Consider the following 25,853-nt stretch of genomic DNA (forward strand, 5'->3'; position numbering starts at 1 on the left):
GGCAAGATGGTGAATTTCTGGTCCTCGAATGTCTCGAACCTCATTGCGGTGCCGTCGCCGGCCGGCGTTGACACGCCCGCGCATCGCCAGATTCCCGGCGCGGCAGCGGGCGGGATTGGGGCGGAGCCGGCAGGCGATCTGGCCACGGTGCTGGCCGAGCGCAATGCACTTGTGCGCACCAACCGAACATTGCTCCAGACAATCGACACGAAGCGGGGGGAAATCAAGACGTTGCAGGCCGATCTGGCCGCGGAGAACGCCAAGCCGACCCCGGATGCGGAGAAGGTGAAGACGCTCAAGGCCGCGATCGAGACGGCGGAGGAGGCGATAAAGACAACCGAGACAAGCATCACCACCAATATCGAGACGCTCAAAGAAAAGGCCGCAACCCTGATCGCGGGCGGGATGCACCCCTCGACCGTCACGGCGCGGGGCGTGTTTCAGCATCTCGACGGCAAGACTGTGACAGTGCCGGGCGGGCGGCCCGCCGATTTCGGGGATACCAACCCCAAGACGTTCCTGCAATGGCACAGCGCGGTTCAGGCGGAATGGCTGATTTCGCAAAAGGTCGCCGCAGGCTCGGTGAAAGAGATCGACCTGGGCGCGGCCAAGGTGAACGTGATGCTGTCCAACGATGGCAAGACGGTCATCCCGGTGGATCAGCTGACAATCTCGGATATCGCGCGGCTGAGCCAGGCCGACCAGTCGTCGCTGACCGATGCCTCCATCTGGAAAGATCTGGCCGCGCGGCTGAACCTGACCAAGGTGACGCCGACAACCGATACGCCGCCCACCTATAACACCGCCGCGATGACGGCGCTGAGGACCGAGATCACCAACGCCAAGACGACACTGGGCGACGATAACGCCAAGGTGTTCATGGATCAGCTTGACTTGCTTGCGCGCCGGGCGGGGGCCAGCACGATCGCGGCGGTCGATCTGCTGGACAGCGAAGCGGGCGCGATCGGAGAGCGGTTCAAACGCGCGCTGGCCTTCGCCAGTGTGCCGGAGCCAGATAAAGTTACGGTCGACGAGTTTCTGTTCGGTGAAGTGCGCAGGTCGCTGTTGGGGCCCAAAATCAACGAATTCGATATCAGGCGCAGCTTTCCTGTAAATACCCCTGGCTACGCCAATTCCACCGATATGAATGCCACGATTGATCAAGGCCTGTCAGAGTTTATGCGGGCTGAGCGGGCCATCCGTGCAAGCGCCATGGCCCGAGACGCGCTGGCGCCGGTTGCAGGCGGGTTGCGCGATCCGCGCATGGATGTCGCCAACCTTATTTTCCGGCTGCAATCGCTTTACGAGACGCAGCAGGAAGGCGTCGCCGATGCCGGAACAGAGGAAATCAAGCAGCTTCATCAGCTTTTGAATGATTATGCGCGGATGCAGCGCATGGTCAACGAGACCATAAAGATTTTCGATCCTTCAAATACCGATCAACAGATCGAATTTCTGGACGCGAACCAAGGCACGAGCCCCCCTTGGGACCTCACCACGTTGCCGTCCGGATACAGTTATCTGCCATTGCAGTTTGTGTCCATCGTCCGAATTCCCTTTGAATACCATCGCCACTCTACCACCGATAGCGCGAAGTTTAGTCCGCAGGCGTGGTATCGCACCGACAATCCCAGTTCTTTGGCGTCGAGGCTGTCACCGGAAGACCTGGCAGCATTTGCGATGTTCGGGAACGGACGCACCTCCAATGCGGATACCAAACACCCGATCGAGGAATTGTACGGCATAGAAAGAGCGCGCCAGACCTTCGTGCACCCAGATGGCGTTCTGGTGGAATACAAGAAAACCACATGGGATGGCTATGCAACCCAGCTGTCGGACACGGTCACGCAGCTCAACCAGCAAAACCAGATCAAGCAGAACGAGATCGAGAACGCGACAAAGCAGCGGAACCGGCATTTCGACCTTGGCAACAATGCGCTGAGCAAGATGAACGAGATGTTGCAAGCGATCGGGCGGATGTGATGGCGTTGCCTCCGACCTTGCCGCCGCCCGTTTCCACAAGCGGCGCGGGCTATAACGAGGCGACGCTGGGCGATGGGCGTGCGCAGGTGCTGGGTGTCGTGAATCCGCAGACCCTGCTGCGCGGCACCGGCGATCCGACGGTGATCGACCCCAAGCGCGCTGCCGATGCCGAAGCGCTGTTTCCGACATTCGACGCGGATGGCAAGCTGATCGGCTCGCGCCCGTCGGGCTATGGCGCTGCACCCGACAAGGCCGCCTTCATGCTTTGGCACAGCGCGCATCAGATGGCGTGGCTGAAGGAGCATGGCAGTGCCACGACCGCGAATGATGGGGCGGGTGATGTCAGTTTCCGCCATGGCAGCATCGGCACCAACGCCGATGCGCTGTCGAACCTGCATGTCCTGCTGACGCAGGACAGCAAACGGATCGTCGTGCTGAACCATCTGCAAGCCAGCGATATCGCGAAACTGCCGCTGGACGATCAGCGCGCGCTGGTGCTGCATCCAGCGTATCAGGAGGTCGTCGCCGCGCGGCCGAACCTGCGCCCCGAACCCGGCGAGACCGTGGCAGAGGCCCGCACCGCCGCCAAAAGCCTTGTCGAGGCCGCGCGCAAGAGCGTCACCGACAGCGTCACGGGCGACAATGCGGCGCTCCTGGCCGAGTTCAAAAGCGATCCAGGCAAGCGCGCCCAGCTTTGGCAACAGGCTTTCGTGGCGCAATACGATCTGATGCTGGAAGCGCTGGATGCTATGGCGGTGTTTGACCTGGACCAGCTCAGTCTCGATATCGGCAGCCTGTCAGAGCGGTTCATCCGTCTTGACCGGGTTGCCAGCGTTGCTGCCGAGGGCACGCGTGGCACGATGCCGACCAATGTGAACGCGGTTGAGGGGCCGGGCGCGTTGCAGACCGGTCGCGACGCGTTGGTGCGGATCGAATTGCAGCTTTACGATCTGGCGCGGCTGTCGCGCGAGGTGGCGCAGACCCAGATGTTCGAGGGCCGGAAACTGGACACCCCCGGCATGACCTTTGTTTTGCAGACCTTCGCCAATTACCGCAACGAGGCGCTGGCCGAGGCCAAGACCGAAGAGCTGAACCAGCGCAACCTGCTGCTTCAGGATTACACCCGGATGCAGAAGATCGTGAACGCCACCCTGGCCAAGTTCGACGCCAGCAAGCTGAGCGATCCCAACAGCCGCGAACAAAAGGCGGTGGATTTCCCCACCACCGAGATGCAGCGCACCGTTGCGATGTTCGACGAAAAACTGTCGGGCAGCGCGGTGCATCCGATGGAGGCCGCTGTCGGGCTTGACAGGCCAACAAGCCAGCTTGTCACCGATCCGGGCAATACCGGGGTTGCCCATTTCAAGGAAGAATTTGACCGCTTGGCCATCGCACTCAGCGAGGGTGCCCGGCAGCTGGGACAAGATAACCAGATCCTGATGGGCGACATAGCCCAGCTCAACCGCATCAAGAACCGCCATTACGACATGGCGACCAATATGCTCAACAAGATGACGACGATCTTGCGGTCGATCATCAACTGACAACCAAGGAAGGGACATTCCATGACAGACACTGACCAACTGCTTGCCCGTATCGGAGAGATCGCCGGGCAAACCCGTTTTGCCGCCAATGCCGAAGGCTATGCCGAACTGATCGTCAATGGCACGTCGGTCTATTTCTTCACCGGGCGCAACGATGCGCTTGAGGCAAGTGTTGAACTGGCCGCCAATGTTGCGCGCGACCCCGAAGAGGCGCTGCGGCTTTTGCAGATGAACGACTCAGCGACCGGCAGCGCGCGCCTGGCCGCCGAACCTGATAGCGGGCGGGTGTTTCTGTGTGCGCCGATCACGTCCACGGATGACGGCGGGCTGGCCGCGCAGGTCGAAGAATTGGTGGCCGAGGCCCGCGCCATCGCGTGACGCATGACACTCTGCTTGGCGGAGGCGCACAATCGTGGGTCGGATGACACAAGCGACCGGGCGACCATGCGACAAGATCGGAACATCACAAGGAAAGACGCAAACGATGAATATCCAGGATGCATTTCAACAGGCGGCGGACACGCTGAACACCCAAGACCGAGGCGACGGTACCCATATCGGCGGGCTGCCCGCAGGCATCGCACTGCGGATGACCCGCGAGGGCGTGTCAGAGCTGCGGCTTGATGCGCTTTTGGCCGACGATTGCGACGCGCCGACCGCGCGCCGACTGTTGGAGGCCTGCCTGAACGGGGTAGAGACCGGCGATGCGCGTATGGCGCTGACCCCGAAGGGTCGTGCGGTTCTGACGCGGCGCATCCGGGTCGACACGCTGGAGACTGACACGCTTGACACCGCGCTGGCCCAATTCACGGCCTATGCCGCCTATTGGACCGCCGGCCCGGGGCGCGGGGTGCTGGATGTTCCCGCCAATGACGGGCCACCCCTGCCAGGTGCCGAAAACGAAATCATCATGCGCGTTTGACCACGCGATTCACAGCGACACTCCCCGATGGGGCCGGGGCCAAACCTTCAGGAGATACAACCATGACCACCACGTCCGTCAACCAATCCAACACGGCGCAGGCCACGCAAGCGCTGAACGCCCCGCAATCCGTGCAACATGGCGGGCTTGCGAATTCGCAGGTCGGCACCGCCCATAACGCGCCCAGCAAACTGGAAGTCGCCGGCGCTGCGGTCAAGAATTTCTTTTCCTCCATCGGCTCCATGATCCACAGCACCGCGGATAAGATCGTGAGCGCGCTTGCCAGTCTGTATTCCTCTAAAGCGGATGCCTCCGACCTGCCCCCCATACCCAGCTTCGAGGGGACGGCCGCTCAATTCCGCTGGATTGACGCGCCTGGCGATCCGCTCAAGCGGATCGAGACAGAGGCGGGCAAGGATAGTCGGGTGCTTCAAAACGCACAGCGCGATGTCCGAGATAACTTTGCCACGGCACTTTCCGCGCTCGAGGCGGACCCGACCGGTGGCATGGACGACTTTTTGGGCAGCAACAGCGGCATCACCAAGGGGCTGACCACTTTGGGTGGTGACACAGCGGCATTCCGTGACCTGACGATGCACCAGATCGCAAAACACAGGGATGCCCTGGCAAGTGCGGTGAATGACCCTGACAATAAGCTCAACAATGGCGCGTATGATCTGAGCCAGCTGGACAAACAGGATTTCGACGGGCTGCTCAAGGCCGCCAAGGGGATCGTGTCATCGGCTCTCAATCCTGTGTCCAGTGGGGTAAATTCTGGTCCCATCCAGGGACTAATCTCGATCCGGCAGGTGCTGAGCAACGAATATATGGACGAGATGGCGCATTTGGGCGGACAGATCAACGATAGCAACCTGCCGCCTGACGTGAAAACAGAGGCGAACCTTGCCCTGGCAAAGGACCTGCTGCACGGCCGCCTGGGGCCGGCGCTTTCTGAAAACGTCAACAATTTGACAGGCTCCGCCGGCGCCACGATCCAGCTTATCGGAGAGCTGATCTCGTCGGGCGCGGATGGTGCCGATTTCAACAGTGAATTCCCCGGCGTCTCTGACCCGGCGGTCAAGGCCGATTTTGACGACTTCGCCAGATCCCTGGATGCATCGGTCAAAATGTTTGCCTACGCCACCATGAATATCGATACGCTCTAGCGCCAGGGTGTCAGAGACCGGCGAAAAGACCGAACAACCGACCCCCAAGAAAGAGCGCGACGCGCGACAGAAAGGGCAGGTTGCTCGCAGTCAGGAGGTTGTGACCACGATTTCGCTGTTTGGCGTGATCGTGGTCATTCTTGCTTTGGGCGGAGAGATTTGGTGGCGGCTGATCAACCTGATGGACACTGTGGCGCTGTTGGCCACCAAGGGTGGTGTCGCCTCGCTCAAAACCGGGATCGCGGTGTCCTTCGATATCGGGGTTCTCGCGCTTTTGCCGGTGATCGGCGTGACACTGGCGCTGGGGATCGTGGCCAATTACGTGCAGTTCGGGTCGCTGTTCAGCATCGAGGCGATCACGCCCAAGCTTGAAAAAATCTCGATCACCAAAGGCTTCAAACGCATCTTCTGCATGAGGCAGGTGGTCGAGCTGATCAAATCAGTGTTCAAGATCCTGTTTCTGTCCTTGTTGCTGTATTATGTCACTTATCACGCCATCGGTGCCTATTTCACCGCGATCAGCTGCGGCATGGTCTGTCTGCAATCGGTCACGGTGCGGGTGCTGTATCAGGTCACGGCCTATTCGGCGCTGGCCTTCGTGATCGTGGCTTTGTTCGATTTCTGGTATCAGCGCCATGCGCATACCAAATCGCTGATGATGTCGAAAGAAGAGGTCAAGCGCGAGTTCAAGGAAAGCGAGGGCGATCCGCTGACCAAGGGCCAGCGCAAGCAATTCGCGCAGGAGCTGGTCATGGGCGATGCGCCCAAGCAGGTCGAAAACGCCTCGGCGCTGGTGGTCAACCCGACGCATATCGCCGTGGCGATCCGCTACCGCGAGGGGCAGACGCCGCTGCCGATGGTCACCGCCCGCGCGCGCGGGCCCGAGGCGCAGCGGCTGCGCGTGGTGGCCGAGCAATCGGGCGTGCCGGTCTTTCGCAATATCGCTCTGGCGCGCGGGCTTTATGCCGATACGGTGCCGGGCGACTACGTGCCGGACGAGGTGTTTTCGGTGGTGGCCGAGATCCTGGCTTGGATCGCGCGGCACGAGGGCGAGCTTTATGATGGCCCCGCGCGGCGCGGCGATATCGACATGGAGCGCGGCGATCACAAAGTGCTTGCCTGACCCTCAGCCGCGCGCCAGTGTTTCCGCCAGATCAATATCACCCGCAAGCGCAATGCGGATGGCAACCGTCCGTTCACCCTCTTGCGCGATAACGATGGTTTCGGTCATGGCAGCATTCGCTGCGATCAGACCGCCCAGCGAACTGGCCTGCCGAGTGCCCCGGCTTTCGGGTTGATCGCCGTCGGGGCTAATCCGCGCATCATTGGCGGGTGTGATCCGATCCTCCGCATCGAGCGCCGCAAAGCCGGCCTCTAGCGTTGCCTCTCCCGAGGGCAGCGGCACCCGCGTTTGCGTCCCAAGCGTGAGCGTGGCTGTCGTTGCGGCGATGGAAAGGGGCGCAGTTCGGTCGAAACCGATCTCGATGGCGCGGCCGGATGGGCCGGGCAGCGCGGCCAGCGCCTCTTGCAGACGGCGTTCGAACCGATCGGCTCGCGCGCCCTGAACCTGAGCGATGTCGGTGCCGAGTGCCTCTTTCAGGTCTTTCGGCCCGGCCCCTTGCAACCGCGCGGCGCGGTCGGCATCGGGCGCGTAGGGTTTGACCGTCCCGTCGGGTGCGCCGCCGCGCAAGCCAAGCGCGGAAAGCTCGGTCGCTTCGGCGGCCAATTTCACGCGTTGCCTGACATTCGCGTCGGGCGGCGGTGGTGTGGCGGGAGGGGGCGGGCCGGAGGGCCCACCGATACGGGGTGGGATCATCGCGTCAGACCTTTACGAAAACCGCGTCGGCCTCGTCGCCGGTATAGGCGGCATAGACATCTTCGGACATGCGCGCACCCGTAGCGTGCACTTGATCTTCGAGCGCATTGGGGTCGTCGAAAAGATTGTCACCGTTCAGAACCCAGTAAGCAGCGGTTTTCACAAAGGCGAGAACCCGGGCCTCGAACGCGGTCGGGTCCAGCCCCCGGCAGGCGATCGTTTCCTCAAGCGCCAGGATGCCCAGGTCGCGGTGCAGACCAAAGCGGCCATGCGGGCCGGTGCCGCCCAGATGGTTTTCCGTCATCGCGTTCAGCAGAAAACGCGCGGTCATTGGCTGAATCTGCCCGTCGAGATAGGTGATAAGCCGCAGGCGCGTGTCGTCCATCTTTCGCAGATTAAGAACAAAGGCGTTTTGAACAGTCACCTGGCAGACACTGCCTGTATCGAAGGCAAGCGTTCCACCGCCAAGCGCGGTTTCGAGAACCCGCAGGGCATCGTCGGGGCCGTCAAGCGCCATGGATTATCCTTTCAAAAGCGCGGCCAGCGCGGCGCGCACTTCTTCATCGAGGGCCAGTTCCTCTTCGAGCAGGAGCGCCGCGCGATTGAGTGTTGCGCTGTTCCCGATATCGGCGGCCAGGGCAAGCTTGCCTGCCAGCGTTTCGCGCGTGCGGGTCATCACAGCTGGCGACAGAAGGTCGGCATCCAGCTGCGACGGGACCATGTGGCTCACCAGCCGTTCATCGAGCGTGTCGCGTCGCAGAACCGCATCGAGCGGACGTTCCTGGGGCAAGAACCCCGGCGCGGAAGGTGGCCCTCCGGGCAGGTGTACCTCGTCTTCGACACGCCAGCGATGGATGCCCGCGACACCAAGATCGGCATCGCGCAAATGGTGCGTGGCACGGGATGTGGGCCCAACAGCCATAGATCAATCGCCCAATTGTTGCATCAAAAGCAGACGCTGCGCGAAATGCAGATCCTCGACATAGTCGGGCTGACCGCGGGCCATGCGCGCGGCGCGGGCCAGGCAGCGGCGGGCCAGCGCTTTGTCCCCGGTTTTTTGCGCGGCAAAGCCAGCAAGGATCAGCGCGCGCGGATCGGTGAAGCCGGCCTCGCCCAAGGCCAATGACAAACGCAGCGCATCGTCATGCCGCCCCGCTTTGCACAGCGCCGACGCCAGGCCGTGCAGCGCCCCGCCGACATTGTGCCCGCTCACCGCCAGTGCGAGAAACAACATTCCGGCGGCGGCGGTTTCACCGGCTTCGACCGCGCGTACCGCATCGGTATAGGCGGTATCCGGATCGGGCGGTGCCTTTAGATCGCTGCTTAGGACACCGGCCTGGATCGCGCCCCGCAAAAGTGTCGCGAGCGCCATGTCGTCGGTTTGTCCTGGAAAGGTGATGCGGGCACCGTGAAGCGAAGCGCCGTCTTTCTGGGTTGCGTCAGACACGACCGCAAAGCCGTGCGCCACCATTTTTGCGGCACGCGTGGGCGGCAGGGGAAGGAGCATGTCCTGCATGGGGGGTTCTCCCGAAAAAATACTCATACTAACCGCCCTGAAACTAACGTGCTGACACAGCATCCCATCTGGCGGTTATGTTAACACATTAGCCCGGACCTGTCCCATAAGTGGGCCGCCTGACACAGTCGATCAGGTGACATTGGCAGGTTTTCGCAAAGTAAGCTTAGAACTCGTTGATTTGCCAACCGATGTCCGGCCCGAAAAGCCGTGCGGCAAAGCGGCCCGGCTCGCGCAGTAAGACCCCAAAGTCACCAATTGCCGCGATTCGACTTTCAAGATCGGGCGCAGAGCCGATTTCGAGGCGTCTTCCATCCCGTAGTTCGATATAGCGTGTGCCGGTGAAATCGATACCCGCCAGATCAAGCTCAACTTGCGGTACGTTGCGCAGTAAAAACCCGCCAAAGCGGTTGTTGACCGACATTTCCTGCAGAAAGATCGATTCCTCTATCAGAGTGTCGGCAGTGGGGTGATCGAGCCGTTCGAGGCAGGCGCGCAGGCGCCGGGGCGAGAGGGCGGCCTCCAGCATCACGCGTTGGTTTGGGCCGTCCAGCTGGGCAAGATCGGCGTTTGCATCGACGCTGAAATAATCAAGCCAAAACAGCACCGTCGGGATTTGGGCAGGGGTTATCGGTGCACCGGGCCAGCATGCTTCGGCACTGGACGACTGCACCGCCTGCGCAGGCAGTATCGTGCGCCCCTGTGCCAGCGCCTCTTGCTGGTCGCGAACGGTCGAGACCAGCGTTTGCGACAGCGTTGACAGCGCGCGGCGAATGCCCGGACCGGCGGTCTTTACGGTGACGCTGTCATCGGCCAGCACGAGGTCTGTGGCTTGAATCAACCTCCGGAACGGCGCGTCGAAGGTAGTGACCGAGGCGGGCAGGGGGCGGGTGAACCGCTCAGAGGTTCCCGTCTGGCTCATACCGGGCTGGCTGGCTCCGAATCCTGAGGTGTTGGGTTTCGGATCGGGTGAAAGCAGTCCGTATGGCGGCGAGCTTTCAGTGGAAATGTCAGTATCCGGGGGTGGCGTGCCGTTCAGAATTTGCGACAGGTTGCGCAAGAGGGGATCACCCTGAGTGTTTGGTTGGCTGTCAGCGGCAGGTCCGGCCGGGAATGTTGGCGGTTCAATCTCGCCGGTCTCACGATCCGTCGGGACAAGCGCCGACGCGGCGGCTTCGAGTTCTGCTGCGGGATTGCCCATCGCAAAGCTGAGGAGTGAGGACCAGACCGGGGAGGCCGCGCCGGTGCCCGGCTGTGTCGTGTCGCGTAGAGCGTCGGGTTGCCCGGTCTGCGCGACGGTTTCGGATTTCTGCACCTCGCCCAGCACGGACCGCAGGGTTTTCTGCAGGTTTTGCGGCAATTGCTCGAACGCGGCTGCTGCTGCTTGGGGGTCGGCCTCGGCCAGGTCGAGCAGGGCCAGTACGCGATTGGCGGACAGGGTGCCTGCGGGCAGGCCAAGCCGGTCCAGCATCGCATCCGGATCGGCGTCGAAGGCGACACGAAACGGGGCGAGCGCGGCGGCGATTGACTCTGGCGCAGGCGCGGGCTGAACAGGAGCGGAGTCTTGCGTGGCAGCGGCCAGCGCCACGGGTCCGGTTGTCAATGCATCGAGGATGTCGCTTTCGTTTGGGGCGGGGCCAAGGGCGGTGCCCAAATCGGGAGACACCGACTGGCCTGCCGCAATGACGATGGGCTGCGGCGCGCCGCGCCCTTCCAGCGCCACGAAAGAGCGCAGCGGCACATCTGCGGCGTAGCGCGAGGCATAGCCGCTTACGAAACCGACCCAATTGTCGACCTTGGAGGACGGAACCACGCCCGTCGCCTCGGCCAGCCCATCCGTCAGCCGCAGGATCACCGGCCCATCAAGCCGTGCAGCTTCGAGCATGTCTTGCGCCTCGGCAAGGATGTCGGAGGCACTGCGCACTTCATCGCGCACGGCGGTGACGCCCAGAACCTGGGTAAGGATCGTATCGGCCAGATCGGACACCGCGCTGTCAGAGAGTTCGTTGCCCGAAAGCGTCACGATGCCACCGGTTGCCACGCGCGATTGCAAATCGAGGCCACGCGCACGGACAAGGCCGCGAATGTCGTTCTCCATCACCTCGATCACCGAGATATTGGGCGCAACGGCGCTCTCGGTCGCCGACAGCACTTGGCGCACTGCGCGCCGTTGGGCGACATTCTCGACATAGCCGCGCACGCTCACGCGGCCATCGTCAGCCACGCTTACCTTGATATCATGTGCAAAGGGCAGATCTTCGAGCGCGCGCGCCACGCGGGCTTCGTCGGACAGGCGGGCGGTACCTACAAACTCTGCGATCCGGCTCGACGCGCCTTCGCTGCTGAACAGGGCAGAGCCGATGATAAAAAAAACGACCAGCGCCGCAAGGCCAATTGGCATAATGAGCTGACGGCGCGATCGACCGGTGCTTTCCGGGGGAGGCGGCGCGTCGCCGCGACCGGCAGCCGTTTCGAGCCGCGACCAGTTTGCGCCACGCGTGCCGATGGCAAAGCGAGTGGTGCCCGCTGTGATGGTATCGAGCTGGGCAATCTCGTGCCACGCTTCGTTGTCCGGTTCCAGCGACAGACCCGCCGCCGTCTGTAACGCTCCACTTTCGGCGCGAATTTCGATCCGACCCTCGCCAAGACGGACGCTGCCATGTGCCTCTGCAAGCAGGGCATCGGCAAAAACCAGATCGCAGCCGTCGCCTGATCCAAAGCTGTAAGTACCGGGTTCGAGCGCCACTTCGGCTCCGAATTGCGCCCCGCCAAGGATCTTGAGAAGCAATGTATCGGAAGGCTGCGCCATGAATGGTCCTGTATCTGGTTCGGAACAGAGACGCGCCACCGGTCGCAATTGCGGTGAAAGAAAGCTGCGCCTCGATAAAGCGGTGCTGCACCAAAGCCCCGACGGTTTTTAGCCCTTGTTATCCACACCGGTCGCGTTGGGGTGAGACAAAGAACACACCACCTCCCGGGTCGCGAGCATTATTCTTACGCGAAGCGGGTCGGCGTGCTTTCCCGTAAGGGTGCTGCCAAATCGCCATGACACGCAATCGAAACAGGCAAGAGCGGGCAACAGATCCGCGCGGGGGAACAGATCATCGTGCAACGGCCCAATCTGGGCGGGGTGGCTTTGCCTCGTCGAAAGCTGCTACTGCGATCCGTCATGGGCGTCATGGCTGCGCTTCTTTTCGCCGTGCTGTCGGGATGCGCCGCCGGTGATGGCAAGGCGCACGGAGCTGGCGATGCCCCGCCGCCCCTTGTTGTTGCCACTGATCCGGTCACTGGTCAGGAAATCATTACCACGTCCAAAGAAGCCTATGGCGACCCCGGGTTCTTTTCCGAAGCGTTCCAGCGCGAAACGGTGTTCAGCGGCAATACCAGCGCGCGGCTGACCAATACCGCCGATGCGGGTCAGACCGGTTTTGTAGATACCGGCGACATCAATGCAGGCCCGGATGTTGCGCGTGGGCCTGACGGCAACTTTTTCTCTGAGATCAACCAGGCCAGCCCGATTATCCGCCCGCTTGAATCGGCGCGCATCCAAGGAGCTGCGTGGCAGCCGCGCTATGCCAGCACGCCGTCGGTAACGTTGAACTATGACGGTGAAGAGCTGACACAGGTGATCCAGAACATCCTTGGCGGCATCCTCGGGCAGAATTTCATCATCGGGGAATCGGTGCAGGGGCGGGTTACCTTTAAGTCGAACACCCGCTTCACGCGCGCGCAGCTGGTGCAGGTGCTGGCTGATATCCTGGCCCGAAACGGCTATGCGATGCAGTATCTTAACGGTGTCTACCAGGTCGGCCTGCCGGAAGAGCTTGAACGCCTCGCGCAAACGCGTTCGCGGTCGGGGCTGGGGGGGGACGAATTGACCACCATTCCCATCGAACGCGGCGATCCGGAGGCAATCGCGTCGCTTTTGACGGCGCTTGCTCCGCCCTCGGTGCAGGTTGCCAGCGTTCCCGACACCAACAAGATTGTGCTGCGCGGCGATTCCACGCAATTCGCGTCGGTCGAAGATCTGGTGCGCACGTTGATCGATACGGGCGTCGCCCGGCAAGAGGTCGCGATCCTGCCGCTGCGCCAGAACGATCCGACGGTCGTCGCCGAGGAACTCAATGCGCTTTATGCCGACCGGGGCATTTCCGGCGTCACGATCATCCCGCTCAGCACGCGGCAGGGTCTTTTGGTTGCAGCCAATACCGATGCCGCACTGGATGAGGTCCGGCGTCTTGCCAGGGGGCTTGACGTGGATCGCCGCGACTCTGTGTCTTTGCGGGTGATCCAGTTGACCCATGGGCGCGCGACAGAGGTCGCTGAACAAATCGCCTCGGTCTTTGGCGCGGGTATTACCAGCCCCCGGGACACGACCGAGGCGGCCAACGAGTCTGCTATCCTGGCCGTTGCAGCCGAACGCGGTTCCAGCAGCGCTGCCGAAGCGACGGGCATTCGCGCGCCATCGACCTTTCGCGGTCAGGATGATGCGCCTGCCGCCGCACCGGCGGCCACTCAGTCACGCGCAGCAGGTGATCCAACCTTGCCGTCGGGCGAGGGCCTGTCCGTCGTGGCCGATCCGCGCAACAATGCTGTGCTGATCCGCTCCACCTACAAGGAGTTTCAGCGCATCCGGAAGGTCGTTAAAGCGCTGGACATTCCGCTGGCGCAGGTGGTGATCGAGGCGACCATCGTGGAGGTCGATATCTCGGACGAGCTATCCTACGGCGTGCAGACCTTCCTTGATGGCGCGGGCTTTAGCATCCGCTCCTCGCGCGGCGGCACCAGCGCCAGCGATCCGGGCGGGCAGGGGCTTGCCGCGATCATCCGCGACACGACGGGCGGCGGCACAGACATTCAGGCGGTGATTACCGCGTTGCAATCGGTGACGAATGTACGGGTGATTTCATCGCCTTACGTCACCGTTGTCGATGGCGCGACCTCGCGGTTGTCGGTGGGCGATCAGATCCCCTTCGTCACCGCATCGCAATCGTCAAGCTCGGATGGCAATGTCGTCGTCACCCAAGAGATCGAGACGGTGGATGTGGGCGTGATCCTCGATGTGACGCCGACGATCCGGCCCGACAACTCGGTGCTGCTCGACATCGCGCAGACGGTCAGCGCGGCGCGGCGCGAGAATACGGCGGCGGGGGAAAACCCGGTCATTTCTCAGCGCAGCGTCAATTCGCAGGTCAACGTGGATTCGGGCTTTACCGTGCTTCTGGGCGGGCTGATCAGCGAACGCACCGACACCAGCGAAGGTGGCGTGCCGGTGCTGCGCAAGGTGCCGCTTCTGGGCGGGCTTTTCAATCAGAAGTCGAACCTGCAATCACGCTCGGAATTGCTCATTATGATCACCCCGCGCGTGGTGCGCAATTCACATGGGCTAAGCGGGCTGACGGAACAGATCCGCTGGGCCACCTCGACAGATTGACGGCTTGTGCCGTTTGGCACGCCAAGCCTGGCATAGTTTGCGTAAAGATCGCGTAAACCGCATTGCTGACGGAGGCATCGTGACACCGGTTTCAAACCAGACCGAAAACACACCGCTGGGTTTCTCCGCGCTGGAAGAGGCGCTGCTTGGCGAGGATGCTGCGCGCATTCTGGCCGATACGCTGACCTGGGTCGCGCAGACGCGTCAGGCCGTGCGGGGCCGTATCGACGCTGGGGTCAGCCCGGAGGATCACGCCGCTGGCACCGCGCTTCTTGGCGCGCTTGATGCGGCAGACACCATTTTGAAGACACCCCCAGTCAACAAGGATTAATGCTATGTCAACTGAAGGCTATATGGCCATTACCGGCAATTCCCGAACGTCCACCCCCGCTGTTTCCACAAACGCGAATTTTAGCGAACGCGACGGGTTCGACCTGATCTGGCGACAGGAATACCTGCAGACCCAGATCGCCAATATCGAGGAAGACATCCGCCTGATCGAACAGAACGCCAACCTGTCGGATACCGAAAAGATGTATTCCATGCAGATGGCGATGAACACCTGGTCGGCGGTGACCAACTTGCGCACCAACATCATGAAATCGGTGTCGGACACGTTGAAAACCATCGTCCGTAACGTCGCATAACACAAAGGCGGCGCAATGAGCATGGACGGACCATCCGATGCGCTTGCGTCGCTTTCGCCGGACCCCGAACGGGGAGTGGCACTGCCCAGGGCCTCCACCCTGACCCAACGAGAGCGTGATTATTTCATGCTTTCTATCCTCGTGCGCGTCCAGCATTTGCGTTTCAAAGAAGCGCAGGTGCTGGTCGACGCGCTCGCCGAGATGGGCGAAGATGGCCCCGATACGGAATTTGCCCAAGCGGTGATTGCCTATCGCCAAGGCGATTTCGACACGGTTCAATCCGCGCTATCGCGTCTGGACCGGATTGATCCGGCGGATGTGACAGCGACCGAGCGTGGCGAAGATCGGGCGCGCATCCGTTCGTTCATGAAGGCCAAGGCGTGTTTCGCTTTAACCGGTGCGCTGGATGACGAGGCGCGGGCCAGTCTTGATTACTACATGCGTCGGCGGCCCGGAAAAAACGCGGACGGAGCAACGCAATGAAGCAGACGGTGCTCTTGTGGCTGCTGCTCGCAACTGTCCCGATGCCGGCGCTGGCGGACGGGCTTTCTGATCCGATTGTGACCCCGGCCCCATCTCCGAGTCCGCCAACTGATGCCTGCCTGGTGCGCAAATGGGTGCCGCCGGTCACCCGGCGTGTCACCGAAACGGTGACGCGCCTATCCCGGCACAGTGAGCGAATATGTCCCGCCAATCACGCAGTCGCGCATTCGCCGCGTTCTCGTGCGCCCGGAGCGTGTGGAGTGGCGTGTGATCCCGGCACGGTTCGAGACACGGCGCGTGCGCGTTGTCGTCCAACCCGCGCGCAAAGTGGTGGAGAACATTCCAGCCTTAATCGAGGCGCGACCCGTTCAGGTGCTGGTTCGCCCCGCGCGCAATTATTACCGAATTGAGGTCCGCAACGGTCAGGAAGAACGTGTGCTGTGCCAGGAGGAGGCGGTTTATCGCACGGAAACCCGCCGCGTTGTGGTGCAGCCGGCGCAGCAGATCGAAAGGGTCGAACCCGCCGTCACCCGTATTGAAACACGCAAGGTTCAGATCGCCCCCGAACGGAGGGTACGCCAGGTCATCCCGGCGCTTTACAAGGACGTGGTTGACCGTGTGACAGTTCAAGACGGGCGAGTCCTTCATCGCCAGCGTCCCGGCCACACAGAGCAAGTCACCCGCGAGGTGGTCGTGACGCCCGGGCGGTATGTCTGGGTGAAACGCGATGGCGGATGCCGCTGATCGGACGACCCGCAACCCGGCATTTTGACGGTGTGTTGCCTGCATAGGGCGAGTTGGCTGGGTTTTGAATTTTCAAGATTACTCAATCCGCGCCACTTCATCCGTGTCCGTAGCGTTTCGCATCGTGATGTTTATGATCAGAACGCTCGAATTCCAGCGTGGAGTGGGTGATGCCGAAATGCTCCTCAAGACGGGCCTTGATCGCGATCTTTATGTCCTCAATGTCAGTCCAACGTTCCTGATGGACAACGATATGGGCGTCGAGCGCAGCCGCATGTTCTTCCATCTGCCAGAAATGCGCATGATGAACCTCGCTCACGCCATTCACCTTTTCAACGGCGGCGATCACCGCCTCGGTGTCGATCCCCGGCGGGCTTCCAAGCATCAGAATGCGGATCGGGCCACCGATCTCGGTCAAGGCCAGCCACAAAATATAGACTGCGATCCCTATGGTGATTGCGGGATCAATCCAGTGCAGATCGTAAAGCAATATTAGGGTTCCCCCGATGATGACCGCCACAGAGGCCAGCGCGTCTGACAGATTGTGTAAAAAGAGCGCGCGGATGTTGATGCTGTCTTTCTGCATCGACCAGGTCAGCGCAGCAGTCAAAGCATCGACAAACAAAGCAATGCAGCCCAGGATCACAACAGTCCATCCGGCAACTTCTGGCGGGTCGATCCAGCGCATCGCACCTTCGTAGATCAGATAAAACCCGATCAGGATCAGCGATGTGTAGTTGATGAGCGCAGCCACGATCTCGACGCGTCCATAACCGAATGTCATTTTTTCATCGGCAGAGCGCCGGGCGATTTTGCGCGCGCCATAGGCAATCACCAATGACGCCATGTCCGAAAAATTGTGAATCGCATCAGCGATAAGCGCAAGACTGCCTGACAGGATGCCGCCGATGATTTGAGCAACAGTCAGTAACCCGTTGGCCCAGATGGCGATAGCGACGCGTTTGTCTCCTGAGTTTGGGTCGATATGACCATGATCATGGGGCACGCGGTTTCTCCTGTTCGCGACACGCGGTTGGGTCTTCAGCGCCGTGCATAGGCCAAAGCGATGCCTGCGGTCTGTGAATATGCAAACCGTTATTCCAGTTCAAAACTGCACTCCCATTAACCTGTGTCAAATCCAGACGGTCATCGAGAGCTTAGAACCAGATGAGGTTAGCGGAGTGACGACATGACGAAAAAGCGCAAACTGTTTGGTTGGATCGGTGCCGCTGTCATAGCTGTTGCGGGTGGTGTCGGCTATTTCTATTGGCAGGCGCAACAGAATGACGGTCCGCTGAATTTTGCCGAGGGCAACGGCCGCATCGAAGCCAATCTGGTTGATGTGGCGACCGAGATCACGGGCCGTGTTCTGCAAGTTCAGGTGCAGGAGGGCGATCTGGTCGAGACGGGCGACATTCTGGCCCGCATCAAGACAGACACGCTAGAGGCGCAACTGGCGCGCGCCGAAGCAGATGTGGCCAGCGCCGAGTCGCAGGCGACACAGGCGGAGGCGATGATCGATCAGCGCCAGGCCGATCTGACATTCGCGGAAAAAGAGCTGACCCGTGCGCAGCAGCTGTTTGATCGTGGATTTGGCACCGAAGAAGAGGTGGATCGCCGCAGATCGGAACGGGATGTGGCGAGCGCCGGGCTGGCGGCAGCGCAGGCGAGTTTGGCTGCAGCAGAACGGCAGGCCGACGCGGCGCGCGCGCAAAGTCGGGAAATCACCACCCAGATCGAGGATGCAGAGATCGAAGCGCCGGTCACGGGCCGGGTTCTTTACCGGTTGGCAGAGCCGGGCGAGGTGTTGGCCTCTGGCGCGCGCATCGTGACGCTGGTGGATCTGTCGCGGATCTATATGGAGATTTACCTGCCCACTGCACAGGCGGCCCGTGTGGCCATCGGGGCCGAGGCGCGTATCGCGCTTGACGGGATTGATCTGGTGGTCCCCGCACAGGTGACATTTGTCTCGCCAGAGGCGCAATTCACGCCCGAACATGTGGAAACACAGGACGTGCGTGCCGATTTGATGTTTCGCGTGCGTTTGCGTGTACCGCAGGACCTGATCGAGCGGAATATTGACTATGTCAAAACGGGCATGCGCGGCGTTGGTCATATCCGGTTGGCAGGCTCTGAGGATGTGGCGTGGCCCGACAACCTGACCCTGAGTGACGCGGCACCTTTGGCGCGCGGGAACTAGGCATGTCGGAAAGTGAAAGCCCTGTCGTCACGGTCCGCAACCTGTGCCACAGCTATGGCGAGACGGTTGCGGTTGACGATATATCCTTAAAGCTTGCACCCGGTCGGCTTGTCGGCCTGTTCGGGCCGGATGGCGTGGGCAAATCCACACTGATGGGGCTTATTGCCGGCGCGCGCAAGATGCAGCAGGGCGAGATCGAGGTGCTGGGCGGACCGATGCGAAAGGCCGCGCACCGCAACGCTGTTTTTCCGCGCATCGCCTATATGCCACAGGGTCTGGGCCAGAACCTCTATATGTCGCTGAGCGTGCGCGAAAACCTTGAGTTTTTCGGGCGGCTTTTCGGGCAAAGCGCGTCCGAGCGCGACGCGCGGATCGACCGTTTGCTGAAAGCCACACGTCTGGACCCGTTTGCGGACCGCATCGCGGGCAAGCTGTCGGGGGGCATGAAGCAGAAGCTGGGTCTGTGCTGTGCGCTGATCCATGATCCTGATCTGTTGATCCTGGACGAGCCGACCACCGGTGTCGATCCGCTCTCGCGGCGGCAATTCTGGGGGCTGATCAACGATATCCGCGAGTCCCGCTCGGACATGAGCGTTCTGGTCTCGACCGCCTATATGGACGAGGCCGAGGATTTTGATCATCTGCATGCGATGCACGCCGGGCGCATCCTGTCCAGTGGCAGCGCCGAGGAGCTGCGCGAAGAGACTGACACGAACACGCTGGAGGCGGCGTTTACCGCGCTTCTGCCTGAAGACGAACGGGGTGAAGAGGTCGATCTGGAGATACCACCGCTTGAAGACAACAAGCGCGACATTGCGATCGAGGCCAGCGGCCTGACCCGCCGGTTTGGCGATTTCACCGCTGTGGATGATGTCAGCTTCAAGATCGAGCAGGGCGAGATCTTTGGCTTCATCGGCTCGAACGGGTCGGGCAAGACAACGACGATGAAGATGCTGACCGGACTGTTGCCCGCATCCGAGGGGTCGGTTTCTTTGTTTGGCCATAAAGTAGACGCCAGCGATATCAAAACCCGGCAGCGGGTGGGCTATATGACCCAATCGTTTTCGCTCTATTCCGAACTCAGCCCGCGCCAGAACCTGCGGCTGCATGCGCGGCTGTTTCGTCTGGACCCGGGTGAAATCGAAGACCGGATCGACGATTTGCTGGATCAGTTCGGGCTGACTTCCCACGCCGCTGACCCAGCCGGAGAGCTGCCGCTTGGCCTGCGCCAGCGGTTATCGCTGGCCGCCGCGATTATTCACAGTCCCGAACTATTGATCCTGGACGAGCCGACATCGGGGGTGGACCCGGCCGGGCGCGATGCGTTCTGGCAAATCCTGTCAGACCTGTCACGCGAGGACGGTGTGACGATCTTCATTTCGACCCATTTCATGAATGAAGCCGCCCTGTGTGATCGCATATCACTGATGCACAAAGGCCAGGTTCTGGAGGTGGGAACGCCGTCCGACATTGCGGATGACAAGGGCAACGGTGATCTAGAGGAAGCCTTCATCGCCCATATCAAAGCCGCCGATGAGGACGCCGCCGCAGAAGGGTCTGGTGCCGATCTAAACGACGATGAGACAGAGCAAGAGCGCAGCACGGCGGGCGGGGCCTTCCTGCGCCGCTTGCTGGCCTATACGCGCCGCGAGACCTTCGAGGTGATGCGCGATCCGATCAGGCTCACCTTTGCCTTTGGCGGCAGTATTATTTTGATGTTCCTGTTCGCCTACGGGATTTCCATGGATGTGGAGGATATGGCGTTTGCCGTTTTCGATCAGGATCGTTCGCCCGAAAGCCGTGCCTATCTGGAGACCTATCGGGGTTCACAGTATTTCGAGGAGATGCCGCCGGTGGACAGCCGCGAGGCGTTGGTGAACCGGCTGCGATCCGGCGACGCCACGCTGATCCTTGATATTCCGCAAGGCTTTGGAAAGGCCCTCCGCGAAGGGCGCGCGGCAGATGTGTCGGCCTGGATCGACGGGGCCAACACGCAACGCGCCTCGACCATCGAGGGCTATGTGCAGGGTGGGCATTCGAACTATCTGGCCGCCCAGGCCGAAACAGCGCGGAGCACCGCACCGACCGATCAGGGGCTCAGCATTCAGACGCGGTTTCGCTACAATCCGACAGTTGACAGCATCTACGCCATCGCCCCGGCGGTTCCCGCTATTCTTCTGCTGATGTTTCCGGCGATCCTCATGGCGATCAGCGTGGCACGGGAGCGTGAAATCGGCACGATCACGAACTTTCACGTCACCCCGACAAGGCGGTTTGAATTTCTGGTGGGCAAGCAGTTGCCTTATATCGCAATCGGACTGATCAACTTCGTGATCATGACAGTGATGGCCGTCTACCTGTTCGGCGTGCCCTTCAAAGGCAGCCTGCCGGTGCTGGCGGCGGGGGCGCTTGTCTATGTGATGGCGTCCACAAGTTACGGAATGCTGGTCTCTGTTTTCACACGCACGCAGGTTGCAGCGGTCTTTGCAACAACGGTGATTTCGATGATGCCGACGGTGATCTTTTCGGGCATGTTGCAACCCGTTTCGACGTTGGAAGGAGGGGCATGGTTGATCGGGACCGCCTGGCCCACGCATTACTACATGCACATGAGCGTCGGCACTTTCACCAAGGGGCTTGGGCTGAGCTCTGTTGGCACAGATATCGCCTGGATCGCGCTTTTCATTCCCGTCTTTCTGATCCCGGCGCTGCTGCTGCTCAAGAAACAGGCGCAATAACGATGAGACGGATTTTAGGGAATATCGTCTGGCTGAGCCGCAAGGAACTGTTCAGTGTCTTGCGCGACTGGCTGCTGTTGGTGCTGGTGGCCTATGCCTTTGGTCCAGGCATCTATGTCCAATCCCAATCGGCGGGCAGCACGGTCAGCAATGCCAGCGTGGCCTTTGTGGACAATGATCGGTCCCAATTGTCGCGCGCCATGCATGAGGCGCTTTATGATCCGTGGTTTCAGACCCCGGAAAACATTGACGCCGGGCGCATCGACACCGCAATGGATTCAGATCTTTATACATTTGTCATTGTGCTTCCCAATAATATGGCGTCGGATTTGCGCAAAGGTCGGCAAGTGACGATCCAGTTGAACGTGGATGCCACCGACGTGATGCAGGCGACGGTGGGCGCAAATTACATCCGCTCGATCCTCATGTCCGAGGCCCGCGATTTCGTCAGCCCCGGGATCAGCCCCGATCTGAGCGTCGATCTGGTGTTGCGCCGGGCCTTCAACCCCAACGGCAATGGCACCTGGTTCGAGGCGATTTCGGCTCTGCTGAACTGGCTGACCATCCTGACCGTTATCCTGACCGGTGCCGCCCTGATCCGCGAGCGCGAGCACGGTACGATCGGTCACCTGCTGGTGATGCCCGTGACCCCGTTCGAGATCGCGATGTCCAAGGTGCTGGCCAATGCGGCGATTGTGTTTGTGGCCTTCACCGCCTCGCTGGTGTTCGTTGTGCAGGGGCTTCTGGACGTGCCGGTAGCCGGGTCCGTGCCGCTGTTTCTGGCGGGCACCTTCGTCTACCTGTTCGCGGCTGCAGCGGTGGGCATCCTGCTGGGGACGGCCGCGCGCTCCATGGCGCAATTCGCCCTGCTGATGATCATCACCATCCTGCCCATGATGATCCTGTCAGGAGGCATGAGCCCGGTCGAAAGCCAGCCGCAATGGCTCCAATACGTGACCTGGTTCCTGCCCTCGCGCCACTACATGAGCTTTTCCGAAGCAGTGGTCTATCGCGGGGCCGGGCTTGATATCGTCTGGCCGGAATTCGTGTTGGTCACCACACTGGGCCTGGCCTTCTTTGTGATGTCACTCACCCTGTTTCGGCGCGCCATCTCCGGTGCGGGGCCATAGCGGTTCGCGTGAATGTGCACCTGCCGAGTGGCCGACCGGTCACTTTTTTCCGGAGGATGTTGCCAGATCATAAGCCGCCAGGCCAAGCGTTAGCAGGGCGACCGCGATCAGGTCCGGGCTGGGCACCTTGACGACAAGGATACCAATAAACCCCGCCAGAACGGCAAAGGCAATCACGGCCATGGTGCGATTCATTCCGAGCCTCCTGCTGTGTCAATCCAATCGTAGAGCCATTGGGCGGTACGAAGCAAGCGGGCATCTCCGCCCCTTGGACCGACAAGTTGTGCGCCAAGCGGCAATCCACCCGCATCCATGATTGGGACGGTGACAGCAGGTGTGCGGCACAGCGTCCAAAGGCCATTGAAGATGGCATCGCCTGTGGTTTCAATCCCCGGAGCAGGTCCAAGAGCGGCAGGGCAGAGGATCGCGTCGCAGCGCGAAAACACCTCGTCCAGTGCGGAATTAAGCACATCAGGCCAGTCAAGCGCTGCGATGTAGTCGCGCGCCAACACCTTGTTGCCCTCTTTAAGCGCCATTTGCACGGCGTCGCCAACACCGTCGCGCCCATTATAGCGGTGATAGCAGCGTGCCATTTCCGCGATGTTGATGCGGTAGCGGATATCGGCGGCCTCGTCGAACAGCGCAGGCAGGGTGAATTCAAAGGCTTGTTCGCCCAACGCCTCGGTCAGCTCGGCCAGGGCATCTTTCGTTTCAGGCGCGGCGCGGTCCCAGGCGGGTGGTTGCAATACGGCGAAAACCGGCGGCAGCGGCGCGCCGGCATCAACGGTTTTCAGCAAGTGCGGCGGCGGCATCGGCACGCCCGCGCGTTCGTGCGCAAAGAGCGTGTCGCATAAAAGCGCCGCCTCGCGCGGGGTGGTTGAGAAGACGCCCACCGTGTCGAGGCTCGGCGATTGTGCCAGCACCCCGCGGCGCGATATCGCGTCGAAGGTCGGTTTGAAGCCGGTTACGCCGCAAAACGCGGCCGGGCGGATCACCGATCCACCGGTCTGCGTGCCCACGGCCAGCGGTGCCATTCCCGCTGCGACCGCCGCTGCCGACCCCGAAGAAGAGCCGCCGGGGGTGCAGTTGAGGTTATGCGGGTTGCGCGTCTTGCCTGGAGTCATGAAGGCAAGCTCGGCTGTTACGGTTTTCCCAAGAATAAGTGCACCAGCGGACCTGAGCTGTTTCACCAAGTCCGCATCTTCGGTCGGAACCCGCCCCGCATCGACAGAGGTGCCGTTTTCGGTCGGGATGCGGGCATTGTCGATCACGTCCTTAAGCGCCACCGGCAGCCCGTGCAGAGGACCGATGGGCCGCCCGGCGCTGCGTTGTTTGTCAAGCATCTGCGCCTGTCGTCGGACATAATCCGCATCGAACCAACAATAGGCACCGATCTTTTTGTCCGCCTCTTCAATCCGGGCGATCTGCGCCTCGGCCACATCGGCGGCCAGGATTTCGCCTTTTGCGATCCGGTCCCGCAGGGTGACGGCATCTGCTACAGCCGTGTCACCCATAAAACAGTTCCGGCAGGTAGAAGACGATCTGCGGGAAAATGTACATGAGCAGCATCGACAGGATCACACACACAAGGAACGGCAGGCATCCTGCGAAAATCTCGGTCAGTTTGACCTGCGGCGGAGCAATCCCTTTGAGATAATAGGCCGACATTGCCATTGGCGGGGTTAAGAAACTGGTTTGCAGGTTAAGCGCCACCAGCACGCCAAAAAACAGAGGGTCGATTTCGAAGATGGCGAGAAGCGGCAGGAAGATTGGTACGAAGATGATGATGATCTCGGACCATTCCAGCGGCCAGCCCAGCAGGAAGATAATAAGCTGTGCGAGGATCAGGAACATGATGGGCGTCAGGTTCAGCGATTGTACGAATTCGCTGATCACATGTTCGCCGCCAAGATAGGAAAAGACCGACGAGAACGTGTAGGAGCCGACGAAAAGCCAGCACACCATCGCGGTGGTCCGCACCGTCAGATAGACGCTTTCGCGCAGCCGCTGCCATGTCATCGCGCGGTAGATCAGCGCCAGAAGGATACCACCAAGCGCACCAATGGAGGCTGCTTCGGTCGGGGTGGCAAGGCCAAAGAGGATCGAGCCCAGAACCGCCAGGATGAGGAAGGCCAGTGGCAAAAAGGACGTGACCATCATCATGATGAGCTTGCCCTTGGGGACGTCCGGAATGTCGTCGACAGTGGGCTTGGGGGCGACGCTGGGTTGCAGGATCGACCGGCCCACCACATAAACAAGATAAAGCCCGGTGAGCGTCAGCCCCGGTAATAGCGCCCCGGCGTAAAGCCGCACAATCGACACGTTGGAGGCCGCCGCATAGACAATCAGCATGATCGACGGCGGGATTAGGATGCCCAACGTACCACCCGCGCAGATGATGCCCGAGGCGAAACTGTGCGAATAACGCGCTTTGAGCATCGCCGGCAGCGCCAAGAGCCCCATCAGCGTGACCACCGCGCCGACGATGCCGGTTGCAGTGGCGAAAAGCGCGCAGGTGATAAGTGCTGCAACCCCCATCGAGCCCGGTACGTTGCGCGAGGCGATGTTGAGCGTATCGAACAGGCGCGTAACGATATTGGCGCGCTCTACGATATAGCCCATGAACAGGAAAAGCGGTACTGCCGTCAGCACCTCGTTCGACATTACCGTATAGGTCTGATTGACGAAAAGATCGAATATCCGGTTGTTGAATAACCCTTCGATCCAAAGGCTGGTGCTGTCCCACCAACTTGCCGTTTCGGCCTCAAGCCGGTCATAAGCGCGCCACATGCGGCGTTCGTCGAAATAGGCGTAATAGCCAAAGCCGATGCCCATGGCCATCAGCGTAAAGGCGATCGGAAATCCCAAAAAGACAAAGACAATGAACAAGCCCAGCATGAACAGGGCGACCTGGGGATCGGTCATGGATGGGCGTCCTTTTCGGCTTCTGCGGCCTTCTGCATCAGCAGATCCTCGGTTTCGAACACGTCCTCGTCGGCCTTGAGCCAGACGCCCGTGCGAATGCAATGAATGCAGCGCATGACTTCTGCGATGCCCTGAATGAACAACAGGATACCGGCAGCCACCATCGCGGTCTTGAACTGGTAGATCGGAATGCCGGCCGGGCTGTTGACCGACACTTCGCCGTATTGCCAGGATCGGTCAGCGTATTTCCAGCCCGCCAGGATCAGCGCCAACACGCCGGGAAAGAAGAAAACGAAATAAAGCACAAGATCGACCCGCGCCTGCCAGCGCGTCGACCAGAGCCGATAGAGAAAATCGCCCCGTACATGGCCCCCGCGCGACAGCGTATAGGCCCCGCCCATCATGAAAAGCGTGCCATACATGATGAAAGACACATCAAGCGCCCAGACCGTGGGATTATTAAAGAGGTAGCGCACAACCACCTCATACCCTGTGCCCACTGCCATGAAGATAATCAGCCAGGCAAAGGATTTGCCGAACCACGCGGACAGGGCGTCGGCAAAGCGGATATAACTCAGCAAGGGTCCGTCCTTCCCCAAAGGTGT

At 61.0% G+C, this 25,853-nt stretch carries 24 protein-coding genes; 14 read left to right on the plus strand and 10 right to left on the minus strand.

Annotation, left to right across the window (positions count from 1 at the left end; genetic code table 11):
• Positions 1 to 6: 6 nt before the first annotated feature.
• From ACG74X_RS16515 to sctU, 6 genes are all read left to right on the plus strand, one after another.
• Positions 7 to 1,983, plus strand: coding sequence for a hypothetical protein (locus ACG74X_RS16515; RefSeq protein WP_411236276.1), 1,977 nt, complete (start codon positions 7 to 9; stop codon positions 1,981 to 1,983).
• On the plus strand, positions 1,983 to 3,527 hold the full coding sequence (locus tag ACG74X_RS16520; RefSeq protein ID WP_411236277.1) for a hypothetical protein: 1,545 nt from the start codon (positions 1,983 to 1,985) through the stop codon (positions 3,525 to 3,527). Before ACG74X_RS16515 ends, ACG74X_RS16520 begins: the two co-directional genes overlap by 1 nt.
• 21 nt (positions 3,528 to 3,548) lie before the next feature.
• Entirely contained in the window at positions 3,549 to 3,905 is a 357-nt protein-coding gene (locus ACG74X_RS16525) for a type III secretion system chaperone (RefSeq protein WP_411236278.1), read from the plus strand.
• Positions 3,906 to 4,011: 106 nt separating this feature from the next.
• Positions 4,012 to 4,449 carry a type III secretion system chaperone gene (locus ACG74X_RS16530; RefSeq protein WP_411236279.1) on the plus strand — a complete coding sequence of 146 codons (438 nt, stop codon included), beginning with the start codon at positions 4,012 to 4,014 and terminating at the stop codon, positions 4,447 to 4,449.
• A gap of 62 nt (positions 4,450 to 4,511) precedes the next feature.
• Positions 4,512 to 5,615, plus strand: a complete 1,104-nt coding sequence (locus ACG74X_RS16535; RefSeq protein WP_411236280.1) for a hypothetical protein — start codon at positions 4,512 to 4,514, stop codon at positions 5,613 to 5,615.
• Between the two features lie 7 nt (positions 5,616 to 5,622).
• Entirely contained in the window at positions 5,623 to 6,738 is a 1,116-nt protein-coding gene (gene sctU, locus ACG74X_RS16540) for a type III secretion system export apparatus subunit SctU (RefSeq protein ID WP_411236281.1), read from the plus strand.
• Between the two features lie 3 nt (positions 6,739 to 6,741).
• Here the strand turns inward: sctU and ACG74X_RS16545 are convergent, their stop codons facing one another.
• The 5 genes from ACG74X_RS16545 to ACG74X_RS16565 all read right to left on the minus strand — a co-directional run bounded on the left by ACG74X_RS16545 (position 6,742) and on the right by ACG74X_RS16565 (position 11,756).
• The gene (locus ACG74X_RS16545) at positions 6,742 to 7,431 is read right to left on the minus strand and encodes a hypothetical protein (RefSeq protein WP_411236282.1); all 690 of its coding nucleotides are present in this window, start codon (positions 7,429 to 7,431) and stop codon (positions 6,742 to 6,744) included.
• A gap of 4 nt (positions 7,432 to 7,435) precedes the next feature.
• The gene (locus ACG74X_RS16550) at positions 7,436 to 7,948 is read right to left on the minus strand and encodes a type III secretion system chaperone (protein WP_411236283.1); all 513 of its coding nucleotides are present in this window, start codon (positions 7,946 to 7,948) and stop codon (positions 7,436 to 7,438) included.
• 3 nt (positions 7,949 to 7,951) lie between these two features.
• The gene (locus tag ACG74X_RS16555) at positions 7,952 to 8,353 is read right to left on the minus strand and encodes a hypothetical protein (protein ID WP_411236284.1); all 402 of its coding nucleotides are present in this window, start codon (positions 8,351 to 8,353) and stop codon (positions 7,952 to 7,954) included.
• A gap of 3 nt (positions 8,354 to 8,356) precedes the next feature.
• Entirely contained in the window at positions 8,357 to 8,947 is a 591-nt protein-coding gene (locus ACG74X_RS16560; protein WP_411236285.1) for a hypothetical protein, read from the minus strand.
• Positions 8,948 to 9,113: 166 nt separating this feature from the next.
• Entirely contained in the window at positions 9,114 to 11,756 is a 2,643-nt protein-coding gene (locus ACG74X_RS16565) for an FHA domain-containing protein (protein ID WP_411236286.1), read from the minus strand.
• A 369-nt stretch (positions 11,757 to 12,125) separates the two neighbouring features.
• Here ACG74X_RS16565 and ACG74X_RS16570 point away from each other — a divergent pair, with 369 nt between their 5' ends.
• The 5 genes from ACG74X_RS16570 (at position 12,126) to ACG74X_RS16590 (ending at position 16,255) form a co-directional block, all read left to right on the plus strand.
• Positions 12,126 to 14,381 carry a secretin N-terminal domain-containing protein gene (locus ACG74X_RS16570; protein ID WP_411236287.1) on the plus strand — a complete coding sequence of 752 codons (2,256 nt, stop codon included), beginning with the start codon at positions 12,126 to 12,128 and terminating at the stop codon, positions 14,379 to 14,381.
• 79 nt (positions 14,382 to 14,460) lie between these two features.
• A complete protein-coding gene (locus ACG74X_RS16575) occupies positions 14,461 to 14,712 on the plus strand; it encodes a hypothetical protein (RefSeq protein ID WP_411236288.1) in 252 nt (83 codons plus the stop codon).
• 4 nt (positions 14,713 to 14,716) lie between these two features.
• Positions 14,717 to 15,028 carry an EscF/YscF/HrpA family type III secretion system needle major subunit gene (locus tag ACG74X_RS16580; protein WP_411236289.1) on the plus strand — a complete coding sequence of 104 codons (312 nt, stop codon included), beginning with the start codon at positions 14,717 to 14,719 and terminating at the stop codon, positions 15,026 to 15,028.
• Between the two features lie 15 nt (positions 15,029 to 15,043).
• A complete protein-coding gene (locus tag ACG74X_RS16585; RefSeq protein ID WP_411236290.1) occupies positions 15,044 to 15,511 on the plus strand; it encodes a hypothetical protein in 468 nt (155 codons plus the stop codon).
• Between the two features lie 189 nt (positions 15,512 to 15,700).
• Complete coding sequence (locus tag ACG74X_RS16590; RefSeq protein ID WP_411236291.1) at positions 15,701 to 16,255, plus strand: hypothetical protein; 555 nt, start codon at positions 15,701 to 15,703, stop codon at positions 16,253 to 16,255.
• A gap of 97 nt (positions 16,256 to 16,352) precedes the next feature.
• Here the strand turns inward: ACG74X_RS16590 and ACG74X_RS16595 are convergent, their stop codons facing one another.
• On the minus strand, positions 16,353 to 17,261 hold the full coding sequence (locus tag ACG74X_RS16595; RefSeq protein ID WP_411236293.1) for a cation diffusion facilitator family transporter: 909 nt from the start codon (positions 17,259 to 17,261) through the stop codon (positions 16,353 to 16,355).
• A gap of 183 nt (positions 17,262 to 17,444) precedes the next feature.
• Here ACG74X_RS16595 and ACG74X_RS16600 point away from each other — a divergent pair, with 183 nt between their 5' ends.
• From ACG74X_RS16600 to ACG74X_RS16610, 3 genes are read left to right on the plus strand one after another with little or no spacing between them, the layout of a single operon-like run.
• Positions 17,445 to 18,455, plus strand: a complete 1,011-nt coding sequence (locus ACG74X_RS16600) for an HlyD family secretion protein (protein WP_411236294.1) — start codon at positions 17,445 to 17,447, stop codon at positions 18,453 to 18,455.
• A 2-nt stretch (positions 18,456 to 18,457) separates the two neighbouring features.
• Positions 18,458 to 21,193 (plus strand): ribosome-associated ATPase/putative transporter RbbA, encoded by a 2,736-nt coding sequence (gene rbbA, locus ACG74X_RS16605; RefSeq protein WP_411236296.1) that lies wholly within the window; start codon positions 18,458 to 18,460, stop codon positions 21,191 to 21,193.
• 2 nt (positions 21,194 to 21,195) lie between these two features.
• Positions 21,196 to 22,323: an ABC transporter permease gene (locus ACG74X_RS16610; RefSeq protein ID WP_411236298.1), complete on the plus strand. Its 1,128-nt coding sequence runs from the start codon at positions 21,196 to 21,198 to the stop codon at positions 22,321 to 22,323.
• 39 nt (positions 22,324 to 22,362) lie between these two features.
• Here ACG74X_RS16610 and ACG74X_RS16615 read toward each other — a convergent pair whose 3' ends face one another.
• Genes ACG74X_RS16615 through ACG74X_RS16630 form a run of 4 tightly spaced genes read right to left on the minus strand, consistent with a single transcriptional unit; the run spans position 22,363 to position 25,829 of the window.
• The gene (locus tag ACG74X_RS16615; protein ID WP_411236300.1) at positions 22,363 to 22,518 is read right to left on the minus strand and encodes a hypothetical protein; all 156 of its coding nucleotides are present in this window, start codon (positions 22,516 to 22,518) and stop codon (positions 22,363 to 22,365) included.
• The gene (locus tag ACG74X_RS16620; RefSeq protein ID WP_411236301.1) at positions 22,515 to 23,837 is read right to left on the minus strand and encodes an amidase; all 1,323 of its coding nucleotides are present in this window, start codon (positions 23,835 to 23,837) and stop codon (positions 22,515 to 22,517) included. The genes ACG74X_RS16615 and ACG74X_RS16620 overlap by 4 nt, the downstream gene beginning before the upstream one ends.
• Entirely contained in the window at positions 23,830 to 25,248 is a 1,419-nt protein-coding gene (locus tag ACG74X_RS16625; RefSeq protein WP_411236303.1) for a TRAP transporter large permease, read from the minus strand. The genes ACG74X_RS16620 and ACG74X_RS16625 overlap by 8 nt, the downstream gene beginning before the upstream one ends.
• On the minus strand, positions 25,245 to 25,829 hold the full coding sequence (locus tag ACG74X_RS16630) for a TRAP transporter small permease subunit (protein ID WP_411236305.1): 585 nt from the start codon (positions 25,827 to 25,829) through the stop codon (positions 25,245 to 25,247). The genes ACG74X_RS16625 and ACG74X_RS16630 overlap by 4 nt, the downstream gene beginning before the upstream one ends.
• Positions 25,830 to 25,853 lie beyond the last annotated feature (24 nt).

The sequence above is a fragment of the Marivita sp. S0852 genome, from assembly GCF_046591575.1.
In the GTDB taxonomy this organism is placed as follows: domain Bacteria; phylum Pseudomonadota; class Alphaproteobacteria; order Rhodobacterales; family Rhodobacteraceae; genus Marivita.